Genomic DNA, 16,803 nt, shown 5'->3' with positions numbered 1-16,803 from the left:
AGTGCTCGCCTTGGCCTTTGACATTCCGCGCAACGTGATCCTTCCGGTCGACGTCGTCGACGTGCGCCTCGTTGCCGAACCGCATCCCTTCGAACGCGACAATGCCGAGGCGATCGCGGCCAACTGGCACGACGAGAAGGCAGCGCGGCCGGCGTTGTTCGACGGCGTCGTGGTGTTGCTGTCGGAGCTTGCCTATCGCGACAACAGGCTCGTCGGGCGCTGTCATGCGGTGCGGTTTTCGACCTTCATGCTGTGGCGCAAGCTCAAGCCCGTCAGCAGCGCCGAACATGCCTTTGCCCATGCCATGCTGATCTCAAGCGACAATGCGCTGGTTGCGATCCGCATGGGCAGCCACACGGCCAATGCCGGAAAGGTCTATTTTGCCGCCGGCTCCTTCGAGCCCGAGGACTTTCGCGACGGTCTCGTCGACCTCGACTACAACATGCTGCGCGAGGTGCGCGAGGAAACCGGTCTGGACCTCGGCCGGGCGGAGCGTGAGGAGCGCTGCCATGCGCTGTCGGTCGAAAGCGGGACCGTCATCGTCCGCTGCTTCCGTGCGGCCGAGACGGCGGCTGAACTCGCCGAGCGCATCCGCGCCTTCGTCGCTACCGACCCGGATCCGGAGATCGAGGGACCTGTCATCATCCGCGGCATGCACGACCTGCCTGAAGGGCTGATGCCGCATATGCATTCGCTGGTGGAGTGGCATTTTTCTCAGCGCTGACCGATCGGTTGCCACGCCTCTCCTGCCTCTTGATTGCGCCCAAGCCCTGCTTCAGTCTCCTGCGCGAGGCAACAAGGGGGGACTGGCGTGACTGCGGTTTCATCACGAGCATTCTTCGGCATCGCCGCGGCAGGGCTACTTGCCCAAGCAATCGCGGCAGCCGCTCTCGACACCACACCCGCCGCCAAGGTGGTGGTGACGCCGCTTGCGTCCGTCACCGAGACCGCGAGCGGGCAGCCGATCGTGCTGCCGCAGAAGAACGTGCAGGTGCTGGTGTCGTCCTTCGAGATACCGCCAGGCGCCAAGCTTCCCGTTCATATGCACCCATCCGCCCGCTATGCCTATGTGCTGGAGGGGCAGTTGCAGGTGACCAATGTCGATACCGGCAAGAGCACGAGCTACAAGAAGGGCGACTTCATCGTCGAGATGATCGGAACCTGGCACCAGGGCGCCAATGTCGGTTCCGAGCCGGTCAAGCTGCTTGTCATCGACCAGGTCGAGAAGGGCACGTCCAACACGGTGCTGAAGCAGTAGCGTTATTCGTGGCGCAGGGCGTCGATCGGGTCGAGGCGGGCGCCGCGCAGCGCCGGGAAAAAGCCGAAGACCATGCCGATCAGCGCCGAGAAGCCGACGGCGAGCAGCACGACCGCCAGGCTCGGTGCGAAGGGTATCGACAGCGCCAGCGATGCGGCGCCGGCCAGCGCCAGGCCAATCGCTATGCCGATCAGGCCGCCGAGCAACGAGAGCACAGTGGCTTCGACCAGGAACTGGATGAGGATGTGTTTCTCATGCGCGCCGATGGCCAGGCGTATGCCGATCTCGCGCGTTCGCTCGGTGACCGACACCAGCATGATGTTCATGATGCCGATGCCGCCGACCAGCAGGCTGACGCCGGCGACGGCGCCGAGCATGCCGGTCATGGTGGTGGTGGCGCTGGCCATGGCGTCCGCAATCTGGGTCATGTCGCGGACGGAGAAGTCGTCCTCGCGGTCGGCGGTGACACGGCGCGTGTCGCGCAGGATGTCCTCGATGCGGGTTTGGACGACCGACGTCGGCGTGGTGTCGTCAGCGGCGATATAGATGGTCTCGATGTCGCGATTGCCGGCGATGCGGCGCTGGAACGCCGAAAGCGGCATCAAAACGACATTGTCCTGGTCCTGGCCAAAACCTGAATAACCCTTGGGCTCGAGCACGCCGACGACGCGGCAGCTCATGCGGCCGACGCGGATGGACGCGCCATCCGGTTCGCCGGCGCCGAAGAACTGCTGGCGCACGGTCTGGCCGATCAGGCAGACATTGACGCCGCCGCGTTGTTCCGACTCGCTGAATGGTCGTCCTGCCGCGACCTTCCAGTTGCGGGCATCGAGAAATGCATTGTCGGTCCCCGTCACCGAAGATGTCAGGCTTTCGGTGGCGAAGACGACGCGGACCTGCTTCTGCGAGGCGGGCGAGACGGCGCGCACGCCTTCGAGATGAGAGACAAGCGCTGCCACCTCCTTTTCGCCGAGCGGGCGGATCGTCTGCTGCGGCGCGGAGCCAGGGGCAGGAGGGCGGCCGGCGCGCACCACCAAAAGGTTGCTGCCGAGCTGGGAGATATCGGCCTTGACCTTTTCGGTGGTGCCGCTGCCGATGGTCAGCATGGCGATGACGGCGGCGACGCCGATGACGATGCCGAGCAACGTCAGGAAGGAGCGCAGCGCGTTGCGGCGGACGGAGCGAAGGGCGAGCCGGACGGTTTCCCAGATCATGCGCGAACGACCTCCGTCTTCAGCGTGTCCGAGGCGACATGCCCGTCGCGGAAGGCGATGTTGCGCCCGGCATAGGCGGCGATGTCGGCCTCGTGGGTGACCATGACGACGGTGAGGCCATGTTCGCGGTTGAGGCGCGTCAAAAGATCCATGATCTCGTGGCTGCGCGCCGTATCGAGATTGCCGGTGGGCTCGTCGGCGACGAGCAGCGTCGGGCGCGTGACGATGGCGCGGGCGATCGCAACGCGCTGCTGCTGGCCGCCGGACAGCTCGGCAGGGGTGTGATGTTCGCGGCCCTGCAGGCCGACTTCCGAAAGCGCCTGCATGGCGAGCTCGCGCCGCTCATGGGTAGGTACTCCGCGATAGATCAGCGGCAGCTCGACATTTTCGGCGGCGGTCGTGCGCGGCAACAGGTTGTAACCCTGGAAGACGAAGCCGATGTAGAGATTTCGCAGCACGGCGCGGCGGTTGCGGTCCAGCCGGCCCGCATCGACGCCCATGAAGCCGTATCGGCCGGCGCTTGGCGTATCCAGGCAACCGACAATGTTCATCGCCGTCGACTTGCCCGAGCCGGAAGGCCCCATGATGGCCACGAATTCGCCCTGGCGGATCGACAGGTCGATGCCGGCCAGCGCGTTGACCTCGGCTTCGCCGTGGCCATAGGTCTTCCAGACCTTGTCGAAGACGATGAACGGAGCGTCAGCCATGGCCGCGCTCAATTGGATCTGGCGGAAGACGACGCGGTGATGACCTGGTCGCCGGCATTGAGGCCGGAGACGATCTCGGTCCTGTCGCCGTCGGTGGCGCCGGTCTTGACCCTGGCGGCGACCGGCGCACCGTTCTTGAGTATGTAGATGGTGCGCGAGCCGTCAGTCGGCGTCGACGCGGGGCGGCTGCGATCTGCGGGGCCGCGCGTCGGCCGCCCCATGAACAGGTTCTGCAGGCTGAAGCCCTGGCTGCGCGCCGCCTGCGTGGGCCGGTAGCGGAAGGCCGTGGCCGGCACGGTCAGCACGCCCTTGGCCTCGCGGGTGATGATCGAGACCGTGGCGGTCATGCCGGGACGCAGCAGCAACTCGTCATTGGCGACCTCAAGCCAGGCATTGTAGGTGACCACGCCGTCGGTGGTGACCGAGGCATAGGCGATGTCGCGGATCGAGGCGTCGAAGCGGCGATCGGGAAAGGCGTCGACGGTGAAACGCGCGTTCTGATCCTGGGCGACCTTGCCGATATCGGCTTCGTCGACGGCGGCTTTCAGCTCCATCTTGGACAGATCGGCGGCGATCACGAACAGCACCGGCGCCTGCATCGAGGAGGCGACGGTCTGGCCGGGATTGACCGAGCGTGTGAGGACCACGCCGTCGATGGGCGCATAGATGGTGCTCTTGGCGAGATCGGCCTGCTGCAGCTTGAGATCGGCCTCTGCTATGGCGAGGTTGGCCTCGGCCATATCAAGCGCGCTCTGGGCGCGGTCGCGCTCGGCAGTGGCGGCCTCGAGCGCCTGGGTGGTGGTCATGCCGCGCTTGGCCAGTTCCTGTGCACGCACAAGTGCCTGGGCGTTCTGCGACAGCGTGGTGCGGGCGTCCTCGACCTTGGCCGCGGCGGCCTTGGCCGAAGCTTCGGCGCGCTCGATCTGGGCGCTCAGCCTCGTCGTGTCGAGGGCTGCAAGCACGTCACCCTTCTTTACCTGCTGATTCTCGACCACGGCGACGGACCGGACCACGCCCGACAGCTCGCTCGAAATGTCGACCTGGACCAGGGGCTGCAGGGTGCCTGTCGCCGATACTTCGACGGTCAGGTCGCCGATCTCGGCGGGCTGGGCGGTGTAGACGACACGTTCGGAGGGCGTGGCAAGAAGCGAGTATGCTGCATAGCTGCCGGCAACCAGCGCCAGGGCAAGCACGAGCCAGAGCCAGCCCTTGCGGCGACGGCGCGCGCGGCCCTTGCTGTCCAGCCCCAGCGCCTTCTCGATGGTCTCTGCGGTGGCGCCTTCTGGGCGATTGACAAGCTGATCCAACCCTGTCCCCAATTATCCCTCGAAATCCCTTCTGGTCCACAGATCGGCCGTAAGACCCCGGAATTCAAATTAATTTTAGTTCACATAGCCGGCGGCAGAAGGAGCAAACATGAGAAGCGGACGCAAGTATTTTATCTACGACGTCTTCACCGAAGACAGGCTTGCCGGCAATCCGCTTGCCGTCGTCGTCGAGGCCAATGGCCTGAACACGGCCTCGATGCAGGCGATCGCGCGTGAGTTCAATTTGTCGGAAACGGCCTTTGTGCTGCCGCCGAAAACGCCCACCCACAAGGCGAAGGTGCGCATCTTCACGCCAGATTACGAGATGCCGTTTGCCGGCCATCCGACGGTGGGCACGGCGATCGCCCTTACCGAGATGGCGCAAGACAGCGATCTGGCCGGCATTTTCGTGCTGGAGGAAAATATCGGCCTCGTGCGCTGTGCGGTGAACAAGATCGGAAACAGCCTGTTTGCCGAATTCGACCTGCCGAAACTTCCCGAGCCGTTGCCACTGGCCGCAAGCAGCGACGCGGTTGCCGCCGCCCTTGGCCTGTCCCCGCACGAGATCGGCTTCGAGAATCACCGCGTTTCGCTGTGGTCGGCCGGCGTGCCTTACATAACCGTGCCGGTGGCCGACACGAAGGTCGCGGCCAGGGTCCGGTTCGACAATGAGGCGTGGTTCACGTTTTCGCCCCGCAAGAGCGATTCCGCCGTCGCCAGCGCCTATGTCTACTGCCGTGAGACGGTGGGCCACGACAATGCCTTCCACGCCCGCATGATCGTTCCAGGCAGTCCATCCTACGAAGACCCGGCCACCGGATCGGCCGCGGCCGCCTTTGCCGGCGCCATCATGCAATTCGACAAACCAACTGACGGCGTGTCGCGATTCTGGATCGAACAGGGGATCGAGATGGGGCGTCCGTCGAAAATCAGGCTCGAATTGGATGTCGCAGGCGGAAATCTGGTTGCGGCGCGCATAGGCGGGCACGCTGTGCGGGTGGCTGAAGGGGCGATCTTCGCCTGACAGGCAGGAATTTTTGCCGACTTGAAGAAAAAGCTCCTGGAGGGGTGGACAGGCAAAAATGCGTTGGCTATATGCCGGCCACGGTCGCTGAAACGACTGTGTGGGTGCGTAGCTCAGTTGGTAGAGCAGCTGACTCTTAATCAGCGGGTCACAGGTTCGATCCCTGTCGCACCCACCACTTCTTCTCCAAACAATCAAATACTTCCGCTGATCTTTCGGTTCCGGTCATCCGGAGCGCGGAATGCGGTTTTCAGGCATTGTGCCTCATGTCGGCGATGCTGAGCCTGCGTAACCAGGCCGTGGCATCGATGATGCCGCCCCAGCCGAGCAGAGGCCTTGCCGGCATTTGAGGGGTGGACAGGCGAAAGTGTGTTGGCTATATGCCGGCCACGGTCGCTGAAACGACGGTGTGGGTGCGTAGCTCAGTTGGTAGAGCAGCTGACTCTTAATCAGCGGGTCACAGGTTCGATCCCTGTCGCACCCACCACTTCTTCCCCAAATAAATCAAATATTTCTGCTGATCTTCTGGTTCTGCATCTGCAGAACGCGAAGTGCGGTTTTCGTGCCTTAGGCACCATGTGAGGCGACGCGGACTTTGCGGAGCCGCGCAACCAGGCAGCGTCATCGATGCCGGCCGGCAGAGCGGGGGCTTTGCGGTTCGATCAGCCGCGCGTATTTTGGCTTGCTGAGAGAGCTCCTACCGGCACTGGCGCCTTCTGGCCGCGTCGATTGCCGCCTGCTGCTGGCGAAGGCGCTCGATCCGCGCGCTCTGGCGTTCCTCGATGAGCCCAACGGCCTTGGCGCCGCCGGGCGCCCAGACGGGCACGTTCCAATGGGCGACCTTGCCCCTGCTGATGGCGGTTGTCGAAATACCCTTTGCGGCATCGCCCATCGCCACATTGAGATCGGCGCAGGACATCGTGTCGTATCGGGACGCATCGTTCCGGGTGGAAGAGCCTGCCTGCGACGCGCAGCCCGCCGCCGAAAGCAGAACAAGGGACAGGATGGTTCCGAGGAAGCCTTGTGCCATCGCCTTCATGGCCCAAGCCTAACAAGGCTGGGCGGCAATTGGAACCGCCCGGCGGATTGGCACCTGCACCGCAACTGCCAGCGTGCCCGATGGTCGCGGATTTGGCGCTGCAGCGACGCTTGACCTGGATCAAGGATGCTGTGCCTTGATCGGTCATCCTATCATTGTCGCATGTGGCATGCTTACAGTTCGGGCCAGCCTGAATTTTTGCGATCAGGATTGAACCATTCGCCTCGTGGCAGGTTTCGGGGGACCGTCAGTGAAATTGGAGAACGATATGGTCGACGCCCCCAGTGCCTTCAGTCTGCCGCAGCGCATCATTCATTGGGGCATGGTCCTGCTCATCGGCTTCAATCTCCTGTTTGCCGACGGCATGAGCAGGTGGGGGCACCTGGTGCGGCGAGGGGAGACGCCGACGGCCGATCAGGTGGCGTCGGCGAACATCCACGCCTATGTCGGCATCGCTATCCTCGGGCTTGCCGCGCTGCGACTGATGTTGCGGCTGGTCCAGGGTGCGCCTGAGGAGCCGCCGGGCGAGCCGCCACTGCTCAAGCTTGCCTCAAAAGTCAGCCATGTCGCGTTCTACGCCCTGTTCTTCGCCATGCCGCTGTCGGGCATCGCCGCCTATTATTTCGGCGCGCAAGCGGTCGGGTCCATTCACTCAGGGCCGCTGAAGATGCTGATGTGGGTGCTGATCGGCATTCACGTTGCCGCGGCATTGCTGCACCAGTTCTACTGGCGGACCGACGTCATGAAGCGGATGACCACGGGGTGACCCGACAGATCGGGCCAGGGCCCGATTGCAGTCGTATGGCTGCCTGATTCATGCCGGATTGCCGATGCATGAAGTCAGTCGAAGGGACTCAACGATTCCACGTATTTAGGATGCGATGGATCGTTTTTGCCTGCCGCGCATTTTTACTCCGGTGGGCAATTCAATCTGTTTCGGAGTGACGGTGATGAAGAAATTGGTTTTGAGTCTTGCTCTTCTGGTGCCGCTTGCCGCCTGTTCCCAGACCGAGCAGGGTGCCGCCATCGGTGGCCTCGGCGGCGCTGCGATCGGCAGTGCTGTTGCTGCACCTGGTAACCGCGCCGAAGGCGCGCTTGTCGGCGGTGCCGTGGGCGCCGTTGCCGGCGCGCTGATCGGCCGTGCCAACGAACCAAACCAGTGCCGCTATCGCGATCGTTATGGCCAGATCTACCTCGCGGCGTGCCCGCGCGGCTATTGATCCCAGAGCAATCCGCTATCTGAACGTGTCCCGAAGATGCCGATGCATCTTCGGGATTTTTTTGCCTCCCAGGTGCGAGATGAAAAGCGGCCGATTTATCTCTCTGTTTTTGAACGATTTTGTAGTTCCGGTGAAGCTCCGGAGCGTGGTCGGCCCTGCCCACTGGGCCGGTTTTCCATAGCGGGTCGAGGGACAATTTGCTCATGGCAGCGCACCGGTGAGCAAGGCGTTTCACAATTTTGCCAAAATTAGCAATCGACAAAGTCTATTAATTTTATAGACTAACGGCATGATGGAGATTGCGATGGCACAGACCCAGTATCTCTCGAACGGCCGTTCCGCCCAGGTGGCGGTCGCCGCCGGCAAGCCGGTCAGCCTTGCACGGCTCGCTTCCTATCTCGTGTTCACGGTGTCGTTCTGCTTCACCGTGGCAATCGTGGTCGGCCTGGTCCACTAGAGCGGCCGTCATTTGCGCCCGCAGGTGGGTGCCAATGTTCTCAACCCAACCGATGAAGGTTTTTCGAGTAACGCGTGAACCGGCGCGGGCGGCGCCTCAACGATTCCAGACAAGATGAAGGAGTTTGCGATGCAGATCGACTTCACCCATTGCCCGGGCGGCGTTGCCGACAGCGAAGAACTTCACCCATCCTTCTTTTCGGACACAGCACTTGCTGTGCAGCGCCTCCGGCAGATCGAGGACGCCGGTTTCAGCCGCGTCCTGGTCGACGACATGGCTGGGTTGCTGGCCAACATGGATCTGGCGCTGCTCGCCTTGCGCGCCACTGGCTCGCTCGGGGTGCTGGTTTCGCACTGGCCGGGTATCGTAGCCCCGGTCGTTGCTGCCCGGCAGTTCGCCGCACTCGAACAATTGGGAGCGGGGAGGCTGTCGTTGCGCGTGCCCTCGCACCGCAACTGGCGTGAGGTACGCGAGGATGACGATCTCGTCGGCAATCTCGGCCGCACCGACGAATATCTCACGCTGCTCAAGCGGCTGTGGGCCAATGCAGCCCCATTCGATCATGAGGGCGCATTCTATCGCGTGGATGCCGGCTTCGTGCCGCTCAAGCCGGTTTCTGGCATTGAACTGCCGCTCCAGCTCGGCGGGCTGTCGGGCATCGCGCTCAAGGTCGCCGGCAGGCATGCAGACCGGTTCGAGCTTCCGGCGGACAGCCTGCGAGAGACCGTCCGCCTGATCGGTCGTGTGAAGGTCGCGGCGGAACCTTTTGGCCGCGCCGGCCGGATTCGTTTCTCGCTGCCTGTCCAGGCCGGCGAGGGAGGCGAAGACTGGCATCTCGGACGATCGCCGGAAGCCTGGATTGGACGGCTGGCCGCCTTCGTCGAGGCGGGAGTGACGGATTTCATCGTCCACGGCCTCGACGACGCCGATGCCATCGGCGCCTTCGGTCGCAAGGTCATCCCGCAACTGCGCAAGACCTTCAAGCGGCACGAGCACCGCCCACCGGCCTATCGCGGCCACCCGGTGCAGCTGCGCCGGGTTGTCTAGGCCGCGGGGGCGGCCGGTCATGATGAAACGTGATCCCGGGCCGCATCAGCGGGCACCGCACCTTCGGCCTTGTCCGCTTCGGTCACCGATGTCAGCCGCTTGAGGCAGCGGCCGGCCCAGCTGTTGAAGTCGTCCATGAAGGTGAACACCACCGGCACCACCACCAGGCTGAGCAGGGTCGAGGTGATCAGCCCGCCGATGACGGCGACCGCCATCGGCGCGCGGAAGCCGGCATCGGCACCGAAACCGATGGCCGCGGGCATCATGCCCGCGACCATGGCGATGGTCGTCATAACGATCGGCCGGGCGCGGGTGGCGCCCGCCTTGATCAGCGCTGCATGACGATCCAGCCCCTCGGCCTGGTTGTCGATGACGTTGTCGACGATCAGGATCGAGTTCTTGCAGACGATTCCCATCAGCATCAGGATGCCGATGGTCGACGACAGGTCGATTGCCGCGCCATAAAGCATCAGCGCGATCGCCGCGCCGCCCAGCGACAGTGGCAGGGCGACCAGGATGGTGACGGGCTGGAGGAAGTTCCGGAACAGCAGGATGAGCACCGCTATCACCATGGCGATGCCGGCCAGCAGCGCCATGGCGAAGCCCCTGAACATCTCGTACATTTCCTGGGAGGCGCCATATTTGACGTTGGTGACCGAGATCGGAAGGTTCTTCAGGGCCGGCAGGTTCTGGACCGCCGCCATGGCATCGCCGAGCGTGACGCCGTTGAGATTGGCCTCGACCGACAGCAGGCGCTTGCCGTTGAGGCGCTCGACATTGCCTTCCTCCGCACCGAAATGGATGTCAGCAACGGCCACGAGCGGAATGGTCTTGCCGCCAGTGGTCGCAATCGGCAATTGGCGCAGCACATCGAGATCGCCGCGCGCCGACCTGTCCAGCCGGACCCGGATCGGCACCAGCCGGTCGCCCAGATTGAACTGGGCCGAGTTGGCATCGGTCTCACCGAGCGTGGCGATACGCGCCACGGTGCCGACCGAACTCACCGACACGCCAAGACGCGCCGCCTCCTCGGTACGAGGCTGGATCAAGAGTTCGGGCGCCATGGGCGCGCGGTTGGTCATGACATTTGCCAGCTGCGGCAGGCCACGCATTTCGGTTTCCAGCCGGCCGGCGGCACGATCGAGCTCTTCAGGGTTGTTGCCGGCGAGATTGATGGAGACCTCCTTGCCGCCCTGGTCCGAACTGAAGACGTACTGGATGTCGGGGATTGCCGCGAATATCGGCAGGGTGGCGAGTTCGAACGACTTGCGGTCGAGTTCGCGCTCGGCGCGCGGCTTCAGCTTGATGAACAGCGACACCTTGTTGACGTCGTCGGTCACCACCAGCACGTTTTCGACGTCGGGGCGCTGCATCAGCCGCTTGACGATGCCGTCGGACACGCGCGCCGTCTCGTCGAGCTTCGAGCCCGGCGGCAGCGTGACCTGTGCCGTCGAGACGTTGCCGTCGGAGGCGGGCAGGAAGCCGGTCGGCAATTGCGTCAGCAGCAGGACCGATCCGGCGAAGAACAGCCCGGCAAGCGCGACCGTGGTCTTGCGGTGACCGAGCGTCCATTCGAGCAGGCTGAGATAGCCGCGCGACATGCGCGACGGTTCGACGGCGTGGCCGCCGCCGGATTTGGGCTGCAGCAGATATGCCGCCATCAAAGGGGTCAGCAGCCGGGCGACAAGCAGCGAAAACATCACCGCAATCGCAACCGTCACGCCGAACTGGCGGAAGTACTGGCCGACGGCGCCGCCGATGAAACTGACGGGCGCAAACACCGCCACGATCGTCAGGGTCGTCGCCACCACGGCAAGGCCGATGGCGTCGGCAGCCTCGATCGAGGCGACGTAGGGCCGCCGGCCCATGTCGATATGGCGCTCGATGTTTTCGATCTCGACGATGGCGTCGTCGACAAGGATGCCGATGACGAGGGTCAACGCCAGCAGGCTGACGCTGTTCAGGGTGAAACCCAGAAGGTCCATCACCGCGAAGGTGGGCAGGATCGAAAGCGGCATGGCGACTGCGGCGATCAGGGTCGCACGCCAGTTGCGCAGGAACAGGAACACGACCAGGACCGTCAGGAGCGCGCCTTCGACAAGGGCGGTCACTGCCGCGTCATAGCTCGCCACCGTGTATTCGACATTGTTGATGACGAGATCGAAGGTCACATCGGGATTGGCCTTGCGGATCTCCTGCAGGCGGGCCTCGACGGCTGCGGCGACGACAGTGTCGCTGTGGCCCTTTGCCCGCGTGATCGAGAAGCCGACCACCGCGTCGCCATTGAAGCGGGCAAAGCCGCGCGCCTCAGCCGGGCCGTCCTCGATGGTGGCGATGTCGCGCAGCTGGACCCAGCGATAGCCGGGCAGGGCGATCGACAGGGCGGCAAGCTGTTCGAGGGAACGCACGCTGCCCAAAGTCCGGATCGACTGCTCGCGGTCGCCGATCTCGCCGCGGCCGCTGGGCACATTGATGTTTGCTTCGCGCAGGGCCGTGTTGATCTGGTCGACAGGGACGCCATAGGCTTGCAGCTTGACGGGATCGAGCGAGACCGAGATTTCGCGGTTGATGCCACCGAAGCGCGCTGCCTTCTGCACGCCCGGCAGGGTCAGGAGCTCGCGATTGACGGTGTCCTCGACGAACCAGGAGAGGTCGAGGTTCGACATTCCAGGCGAACGCGCGACGTAATAGAGGATCGCGCCGCCTTCGACGTCGACGCGCGAGACGATCGGCTCCTGGATCGATTGCGGCAGGTCGCCCCGGACTTGCCCCACCGCCTCGCGCACATCGCTGGCGGCCCGGTCGGAATCGGTGCCGATCCTGAACTCGACGGTTGTGGTCGACACACCGTCCTTGATCGTCGAGCGCATGTTCTGCACGCCGGCAAGGCCCGATACCGCGGCCTCGATGCGGCGGGTGACCTGGTTTTCCATTTCCGCCGGCGCAGCGCTCGGCTGGGTTACCGCGACGGTGACGATCGGAAACGACAGGCTCGGATTGGCATTGACCGGCAGGCGCAGGTAAGACGCCATGCCAAGCAAGGTCAGCACGATGAAAAGGACGACAACAGGTACCGGCTTGCGGATCGCCCAGGCGGAGATGTTCTTGGTCACGGGCGGATGTTTCCGGTGGTGTTGTTGATTTCGACCGGGGCGACGGCGTCGCCCTCGCGCAGGGTCGGGCCTGCCTTGGCGACAACGACATCGCCTTCCTCGAGGCCGCCGACGATCTCAACGCGGCTGCTGTCGGCCAGGCCGGTTTCGACCGGCTGCAACGCCACCTTGCCGTCCTCGACCACGAACACGGCCTTGTCCTTGCCACGACCCGGGTAGAGCAGGGCGGAATGGTCGACGACGATCGCCTGGCGCTTGGCGACGACGATCCTGACATGGCCGAACGCGCCGGCAAAAAGCCTGGCATTGCCGTCGATGGCGATGCGCGCCGCGCCGAGGCGGCTGTCGCGATCGATCTTCGGCATGACCACCCTGACCTTGCCGGTCAGGGCGTCGCTCGTGCCGGCGAGCTCGATGCTGGCGGGCTGGCCCACGGCCAGAAGCGGCAACTGGCGCTCGGGTATGTCGGCTGCCATCTCGATGGCCCCGTCGCGGATGAGACGCAGCAGCGGTTCCGATCCCGTCAATGCGCCGGCGTTTGCCTGGCGCTCCGAGACGATGCCGCCGACCGGCGCCACGATGACGTTGCGGTCGCGCTGGCGGCGCGATTCCGCGAGCTGCGCCTCGGCCTGGCTGACCTCGGCACGCGCCAGTGTCACGCCCTCGCGCTCGACCGCCTCGTTGGAGAGCTTTTCGGCATAGGCCTGGCTGGAGATGATGCCTGCCGATTTCAAAGGTTCGGAGCGCTTCAGCGCCGCCGTCGCCTGTTCGGCCTTGGCCTTTTGTTGCGCCAGCGCTGCCGCCGCCCGCGCCAGGCGCCCTTCGGCCTCGCGCAACTGGTTGTCACGCATTTCCGGATCGAGCCGGACCAGAACCTGGCCGGCGGTCACGCGGTCGCCAACCTCGACTTCGACCTCGGCGATGCGCTGCTCTGCGGCCGGGGCTCCGACGGCGACCTCTTCGCGGGCCACCAGTACGCCGCTGAATATCTGGGTCCATTCGGTCATGGCGCGCGATACGGTCAAGGTCGACACCGTGCGTTTCGCCGCATCGGAACTTGCCGCAATCGAACCGGCGGCTTCGTTGCCGTGCGTCTTGCCGGGGCCGGCCATCAGGGCGAATGCGAGGCCGGCGGCAAGGCAGGCCGTGTAACGGAGGGGGCGGGTCATGCTTGCCTTTCCAAGGTCAGGTTTGTGGAAACTGCAGCGGCGTCCTGTCTTCCCCCCGGCAGGTTGCCGCGCAATCGCTCCATGGCCGTCATGCGGCCGATGGCGAGCCACATCGCAGGTGTCCATTGCAGGAGTCTGGCGGATTCGTTTGCCGGGCACGCTTTGCCGCCGATAGTGGGGCTTGTGCCATCAAGAGGCCCGAGCCGGATGGCTACGACCTCATCACCCGCGTGGGAGCGGACAAGCAGTCAACGGCACGCTGCCGCCGAGCTTCAAGATCGGGAGGAGGTGTCAGGCCCGGCGCGCGTTTTGACAGAGAGGGACAGCCAGACCAGGCAGATCAGGCGTGGTGCATGGCCTCTGCAACGACGTCGTCATTGGCGGCGTCGCGAACCTGAGCCAGGCTGCGGTTGTCCAGCACGCCGGCGATGGCCTGGCGGACCTCGAGCATCATGTGTCTGATCTGGCAGGTGGCCTCGTCGCAATCGTCGCAAGGCTGGTACTGGGTGCGGCTGGCGCAGGGGATGGGTGCCAGCGGCCCGTCGAGCACGCGCACGACATGGCCGATCTTGATCTCGGCGGCAGGCTTGGCGAGGCGGTAGCCGCCGTCCTTGCCTTTGCGGCTCTGCACGAAGCCGGCATTGCGCAGCTCGCCCAGGATCGCGTCGAGGAATTTCTTCGGGATGTTGTTGGCGGTGGCGATGTCGCCGACGAAAGCCAACTGGCCGGCAGGCAGTTGCGACAGATGCACGAGGGCCTTGAGGCCGTATTTGCCTTTTTTAGTCAGCATTGCCTGAACGCGTCATCGACTTCGGCTGCCAGTCGCAGCGAGTTGCACAGGGCCAAGGATGACGATTCGTCCCCATCGCATTCCGGCTTCCACCAGAGATAAATTCCACAGACTTGATATACAAGCCGAAAGGCGTTGAAACTCCGTAAGTTTTGCGGCTTTGGCGGGCAATCTGGCCCGGATTTGGCTTCGGGCACCGCTCAATGAGAAAAAGCCGGCGCTGGACCGGCTTTTCCAGATGTCAGATAGGCAGATCTCAGCGCGAGCCGTAGATCTGCTCCAGCACTCCGCCCTTGGCGAAATGCTCCTTCTGCACTTTGTCCCAGCCGCCGAAAACGTCCTCGACGGTGACTAGGCGAACCTCTGGGAACTGGTCCTTGAACTCGGCAGCGACAACAGCATCATGGACGCGGTTGCCGTGCTGGGCGGCGATGCGCTGGCCTTCCGTGGTGTAGAGGAAGTCGAGATAGGACTTTGCGAGGTCGCGCGAGCCGCGCTCATCTACCACCTTGTCGACGATGGCGACCGGGAATTCGGCCAGCAGGCTGACGGAGGGGATGACGCTCTGGAACTTGTCGGTGCCGTATTCCTTGGCGATGCCGCGGGTCTCGGCCTCGAAGGTGATCAAGACGTCGCCGATTTCACGCTCGACGAAGGTGGTGGTGGCGGCGCGGCCGCCGGTGTCGAACACCGGCACGTTGTCGAACAGCTTGGTCACGAACTCCTTGATCTTGGCTTCGTCGCCCTTGAACGCTTCCTTGGCGTAGGCGGTGGCGGCCAGATAGGTGTAGCGCGCATTGCCCGAGGTCCTGGGGTTCGGGAAGATGACCTTCACGTCGTCGCGGACGAGATCGGACCAGTCCCTGATGTTCTTGGGGTTGCCGGCGCGGACGAGGAAGGACGGCAGCGAATAGAAGGGCGAGGCCTGGTTTGGGAAATCCTTCTGCCAGTCTTTCGACACCAGTCCATTCTGCACCAGGAAGTCGACGTCGATGACCTGGTTGAAGGTGACGACGTCGGCCTGAAGACCCTCAACGATCGAGCGCGCCTGCTTGGAGGTGCCGGCATGCGACTGGTCGATGGTAACGCCAGGATGAGCGGCGACGAAGGCCTTGTTCTCATCGGCGAAGAGTTCACGCGCAACGTCATAGGAGGCGTTGAGGATCTTGTCGGCGGCCTGTGCGTGCAGCGGGCCACTGAGCATGGCGGCAATGGCCGCACCGACGAGCAGAAGGCATTTCATGGGGCAATCTCCTGAGACTTTGCGCAACTTCTAGAGTTGGCGGCAAAGTATCCGGGAGTGCTTGAGGCGGGGAGGCAGAGGCCGGTTGCCTCCGCCAAGCTATGTGGAATGCAATTCCAATTCTTTGGTCTCGGCAGAAATCAAGTTCTGCGAGGATGTAAATCGGGCAGCCTGGGCAGAAGTCGCCGACTATTTGTCGGTTACGCCTGCCTCAGCGAAGCTTGCCATGCGGGTGTGGCATTCCAGCGCCGAGCGTACCAGATTGACGGCGAGGCAGGCCCCGGAACCTTCACCCAGCCGCATGCCCATGTCGAGCAGCGGTGCGAGCTGCAAAGCTTCCAGCAATTGGCGATGGCCGGCCTCTGCGGACACATGAGCCGAGAGCGTGTGGGCGAGTCCATCGGCGTGAAGTTTTGCAAGTGGTGCTGCCGCCGCGGTGACGACAAAGCCATCGAGCAGCACGGGCACGTTGTGGTGGCGCGCGGCGAGCGTGGCGCCGAGGATGGCGGCGAGCTCGCGGCCGCCGAGATTGGCTGCGACGGCCAGCGGGTCGGCAAGGGATGCCGCGTGACGGGCGAGACCCGCATCGATGGCGGCGAACTTGCGGGAGAGGCCCTGGTCATCGACACCGGTGCCGCGGCCGGCCCAGTCGCGGCCGGTGCCGCCGAACAGGCCGGCGGCGATGGCTGCGGCCGGGGTGGTGTTGCCGATGCCCATCTCGCCGAAGCAGACGAGGTCGAGATCGGGTGTCACCGCATCATAGCCGGTCGAGACGGCGCCAAGGAAATCGGCCTCGTTCATCGCCGATGTCTGGGTGAAGTCGCCGGTGGGGCGCTCGAGCTCGAGCGGGATGACGGCGAGCTCGGCTCCGGCGAGACGGGCAAGCTGGTTGATGGCAGCACCGCCGGCGGCGAAATTGGCGACCATCTGCACCGTCACTTCGGAGGGGTAAGCCGACACGCCCTGTGCGGTTACGCCATGATTGCCGGCGAAGACGACGACCTTGACCTTGTCGAGCCTCGGCATCTTGCGGCCCTGCCAACGGCCGAGCCAGCCGGCGATCTCCTCCAGCTTGCCAAGGCTGCCGCGCGGCTTGGTCAGCGTGTCCTGGCGGCGGGCGACGGCGTCTGCGGCGGCATCGTTGCCTGCAGGCAGGTCGAGGCAGGCTGCGCGCAATTCATCGAGCGATTTGAAGGCCATGGCAGTGATTACTCC

The 16,803-nt window shown here is 64.2% G+C and carries 16 protein-coding genes and 2 tRNA genes; 9 read left to right on the top strand and 9 right to left on the bottom strand.

Features of this window, described 5'->3' with window-relative positions:
- The first annotated feature begins 10 nt into the window (after positions 1 to 10).
- Positions 11 to 724 carry a hypothetical protein gene (locus tag B015_RS0114825; RefSeq protein ID WP_018428495.1) on the top strand — a complete coding sequence of 238 codons (714 nt, stop codon included), beginning with the start codon at positions 11 to 13 and terminating at the stop codon, positions 722 to 724.
- Positions 725 to 874: 150 nt separating this feature from the next.
- Positions 875 to 1,258 carry a cupin domain-containing protein gene (locus B015_RS0114820; RefSeq protein ID WP_245262327.1) on the top strand — a complete coding sequence of 128 codons (384 nt, stop codon included), beginning with the start codon at positions 875 to 877 and terminating at the stop codon, positions 1,256 to 1,258.
- A gap of 2 nt (positions 1,259 to 1,260) precedes the next feature.
- On the opposite strand, the gene B015_RS0114815 is transcribed toward B015_RS0114820, so the two are convergent.
- The 3 genes from B015_RS0114815 to B015_RS0114805 are packed head-to-tail and all read right to left on the bottom strand — an operon-like array spanning position 1,261 to position 4,486.
- On the bottom strand, positions 1,261 to 2,472 hold the full coding sequence (locus B015_RS0114815) for an ABC transporter permease (protein WP_018428493.1): 1,212 nt from the start codon (positions 2,470 to 2,472) through the stop codon (positions 1,261 to 1,263).
- The gene (locus B015_RS0114810; RefSeq protein ID WP_018428492.1) at positions 2,469 to 3,179 is read right to left on the bottom strand and encodes an ABC transporter ATP-binding protein; all 711 of its coding nucleotides are present in this window, start codon (positions 3,177 to 3,179) and stop codon (positions 2,469 to 2,471) included. The genes B015_RS0114815 and B015_RS0114810 overlap by 4 nt, the downstream gene beginning before the upstream one ends.
- An 8-nt stretch (positions 3,180 to 3,187) precedes the next feature.
- On the bottom strand, positions 3,188 to 4,486 hold the full coding sequence (locus B015_RS0114805) for an efflux RND transporter periplasmic adaptor subunit (protein WP_018428491.1): 1,299 nt from the start codon (positions 4,484 to 4,486) through the stop codon (positions 3,188 to 3,190).
- A 109-nt stretch (positions 4,487 to 4,595) separates the two neighbouring features.
- Between B015_RS0114805 and B015_RS0114800 the strand changes: the two genes are divergently transcribed.
- The 3 genes from B015_RS0114800 to B015_RS0114785 all read left to right on the top strand — a co-directional run bounded on the left by B015_RS0114800 (position 4,596) and on the right by B015_RS0114785 (position 5,997).
- Positions 4,596 to 5,510 (top strand): PhzF family phenazine biosynthesis protein, encoded by a 915-nt coding sequence (locus B015_RS0114800; protein ID WP_018428490.1) that lies wholly within the window; start codon positions 4,596 to 4,598, stop codon positions 5,508 to 5,510.
- Between the two features lie 102 nt (positions 5,511 to 5,612).
- Positions 5,613 to 5,688 (top strand) — tRNA-Lys (locus B015_RS0114795).
- Positions 5,689 to 5,921: 233 nt separating this feature from the next.
- Positions 5,922 to 5,997 (top strand) — tRNA-Lys (locus B015_RS0114785).
- Positions 5,998 to 6,207: 210 nt separating this feature from the next.
- On the opposite strand, the gene B015_RS0114780 is transcribed toward B015_RS0114785, so the two are convergent.
- Positions 6,208 to 6,549 (bottom strand): hypothetical protein, encoded by a 342-nt coding sequence (locus tag B015_RS0114780; protein WP_018428488.1) that lies wholly within the window; start codon positions 6,547 to 6,549, stop codon positions 6,208 to 6,210.
- Between the two features lie 268 nt (positions 6,550 to 6,817).
- Between B015_RS0114780 and B015_RS0114775 the strand changes: the two genes are divergently transcribed.
- The 4 genes from B015_RS0114775 (at position 6,818) to B015_RS30910 (ending at position 9,273) form a co-directional block, all read left to right on the top strand.
- Complete coding sequence (locus B015_RS0114775; RefSeq protein WP_018428487.1) at positions 6,818 to 7,315, top strand: cytochrome b/b6 domain-containing protein; 498 nt, start codon at positions 6,818 to 6,820, stop codon at positions 7,313 to 7,315.
- Positions 7,316 to 7,499: 184 nt separating this feature from the next.
- A complete protein-coding gene (locus B015_RS0114770) occupies positions 7,500 to 7,769 on the top strand; it encodes a glycine zipper domain-containing protein (protein ID WP_018428486.1) in 270 nt (89 codons plus the stop codon).
- 304 nt (positions 7,770 to 8,073) lie between these two features.
- On the top strand, positions 8,074 to 8,226 hold the full coding sequence (locus B015_RS33270) for a hypothetical protein (protein WP_157632743.1): 153 nt from the start codon (positions 8,074 to 8,076) through the stop codon (positions 8,224 to 8,226).
- Positions 8,227 to 8,355: 129 nt separating this feature from the next.
- Positions 8,356 to 9,273, top strand: coding sequence for an LLM class flavin-dependent oxidoreductase (locus B015_RS30910; protein WP_157632742.1), 918 nt, complete (start codon positions 8,356 to 8,358; stop codon positions 9,271 to 9,273).
- A gap of 17 nt (positions 9,274 to 9,290) precedes the next feature.
- On the opposite strand, the gene B015_RS0114755 is transcribed toward B015_RS30910, so the two are convergent.
- From B015_RS0114755 to cobT, 5 genes are all read right to left on the bottom strand, one after another.
- Entirely contained in the window at positions 9,291 to 12,386 is a 3,096-nt protein-coding gene (locus B015_RS0114755; RefSeq protein WP_018428483.1) for an efflux RND transporter permease subunit, read from the bottom strand.
- Positions 12,383 to 13,555, bottom strand: coding sequence for an efflux RND transporter periplasmic adaptor subunit (locus B015_RS30905; protein ID WP_018428482.1), 1,173 nt, complete (start codon positions 13,553 to 13,555; stop codon positions 12,383 to 12,385). The genes B015_RS0114755 and B015_RS30905 overlap by 4 nt, the downstream gene beginning before the upstream one ends.
- 340 nt (positions 13,556 to 13,895) lie before the next feature.
- Positions 13,896 to 14,345: an Rrf2 family transcriptional regulator gene (locus B015_RS0114745; RefSeq protein ID WP_018428481.1), complete on the bottom strand. Its 450-nt coding sequence runs from the start codon at positions 14,343 to 14,345 to the stop codon at positions 13,896 to 13,898.
- Between the two features lie 256 nt (positions 14,346 to 14,601).
- Positions 14,602 to 15,588, bottom strand: a complete 987-nt coding sequence (locus tag B015_RS0114740; protein ID WP_018428480.1) for a sulfate ABC transporter substrate-binding protein — start codon at positions 15,586 to 15,588, stop codon at positions 14,602 to 14,604.
- A gap of 189 nt (positions 15,589 to 15,777) precedes the next feature.
- Positions 15,778 to 16,788, bottom strand: coding sequence for a nicotinate-nucleotide--dimethylbenzimidazole phosphoribosyltransferase (gene cobT / locus B015_RS0114735; protein WP_018428479.1), 1,011 nt, complete (start codon positions 16,786 to 16,788; stop codon positions 15,778 to 15,780).
- Positions 16,789 to 16,803 lie beyond the last annotated feature (15 nt).

This window comes from Hoeflea sp. 108, assembly GCF_000372965.1.
Taxonomy (GTDB): domain Bacteria; phylum Pseudomonadota; class Alphaproteobacteria; order Rhizobiales; family Rhizobiaceae; genus Aminobacter.
Note: the sequence above shows the minus strand (reverse complement) of the source record. Positions and strands in the feature narration are given on the sequence as shown.

Bases quoted from the DNA above. Each gene is read 5' to 3' on its own strand.
- B015_RS0114815 (WP_018428493.1), bottom strand. From the start codon at position 2,472: ATGATCTGGGAAACCGTCCGGCTCGCCCTTCGCTCCGTCCGCCGCAAC.
- B015_RS0114810 (WP_018428492.1), bottom strand. From the start codon at position 3,179: ATGGCTGACGCTCCGTTCATCGTCTTCGACAAGGTCTGGAAGACCTAT.
- B015_RS0114800 (WP_018428490.1), top strand. From the start codon at position 4,596: ATGAGAAGCGGACGCAAGTATTTTATCTACGACGTCTTCACCGAAGAC.
- B015_RS0114780 (WP_018428488.1), bottom strand. From the start codon at position 6,549: ATGAAGGCGATGGCACAAGGCTTCCTCGGAACCATCCTGTCCCTTGTT.
- B015_RS0114775 (WP_018428487.1), top strand. From the start codon at position 6,818: ATGGTCGACGCCCCCAGTGCCTTCAGTCTGCCGCAGCGCATCATTCAT.
- B015_RS0114770 (WP_018428486.1), top strand. From the start codon at position 7,500: ATGAAGAAATTGGTTTTGAGTCTTGCTCTTCTGGTGCCGCTTGCCGCC.
- B015_RS33270 (WP_157632743.1), top strand. From the start codon at position 8,074: ATGGCACAGACCCAGTATCTCTCGAACGGCCGTTCCGCCCAGGTGGCG.
- B015_RS30910 (WP_157632742.1), top strand. From the start codon at position 8,356: ATGCAGATCGACTTCACCCATTGCCCGGGCGGCGTTGCCGACAGCGAA.
- B015_RS30905 (WP_018428482.1), bottom strand. From the start codon at position 13,555: ATGACCCGCCCCCTCCGTTACACGGCCTGCCTTGCCGCCGGCCTCGCA.
- B015_RS0114745 (WP_018428481.1), bottom strand. From the start codon at position 14,345: ATGCTGACTAAAAAAGGCAAATACGGCCTCAAGGCCCTCGTGCATCTG.
- B015_RS0114740 (WP_018428480.1), bottom strand. From the start codon at position 15,588: ATGAAATGCCTTCTGCTCGTCGGTGCGGCCATTGCCGCCATGCTCAGT.
- cobT (WP_018428479.1), bottom strand. From the start codon at position 16,788: ATGGCCTTCAAATCGCTCGATGAATTGCGCGCAGCCTGCCTCGACCTG.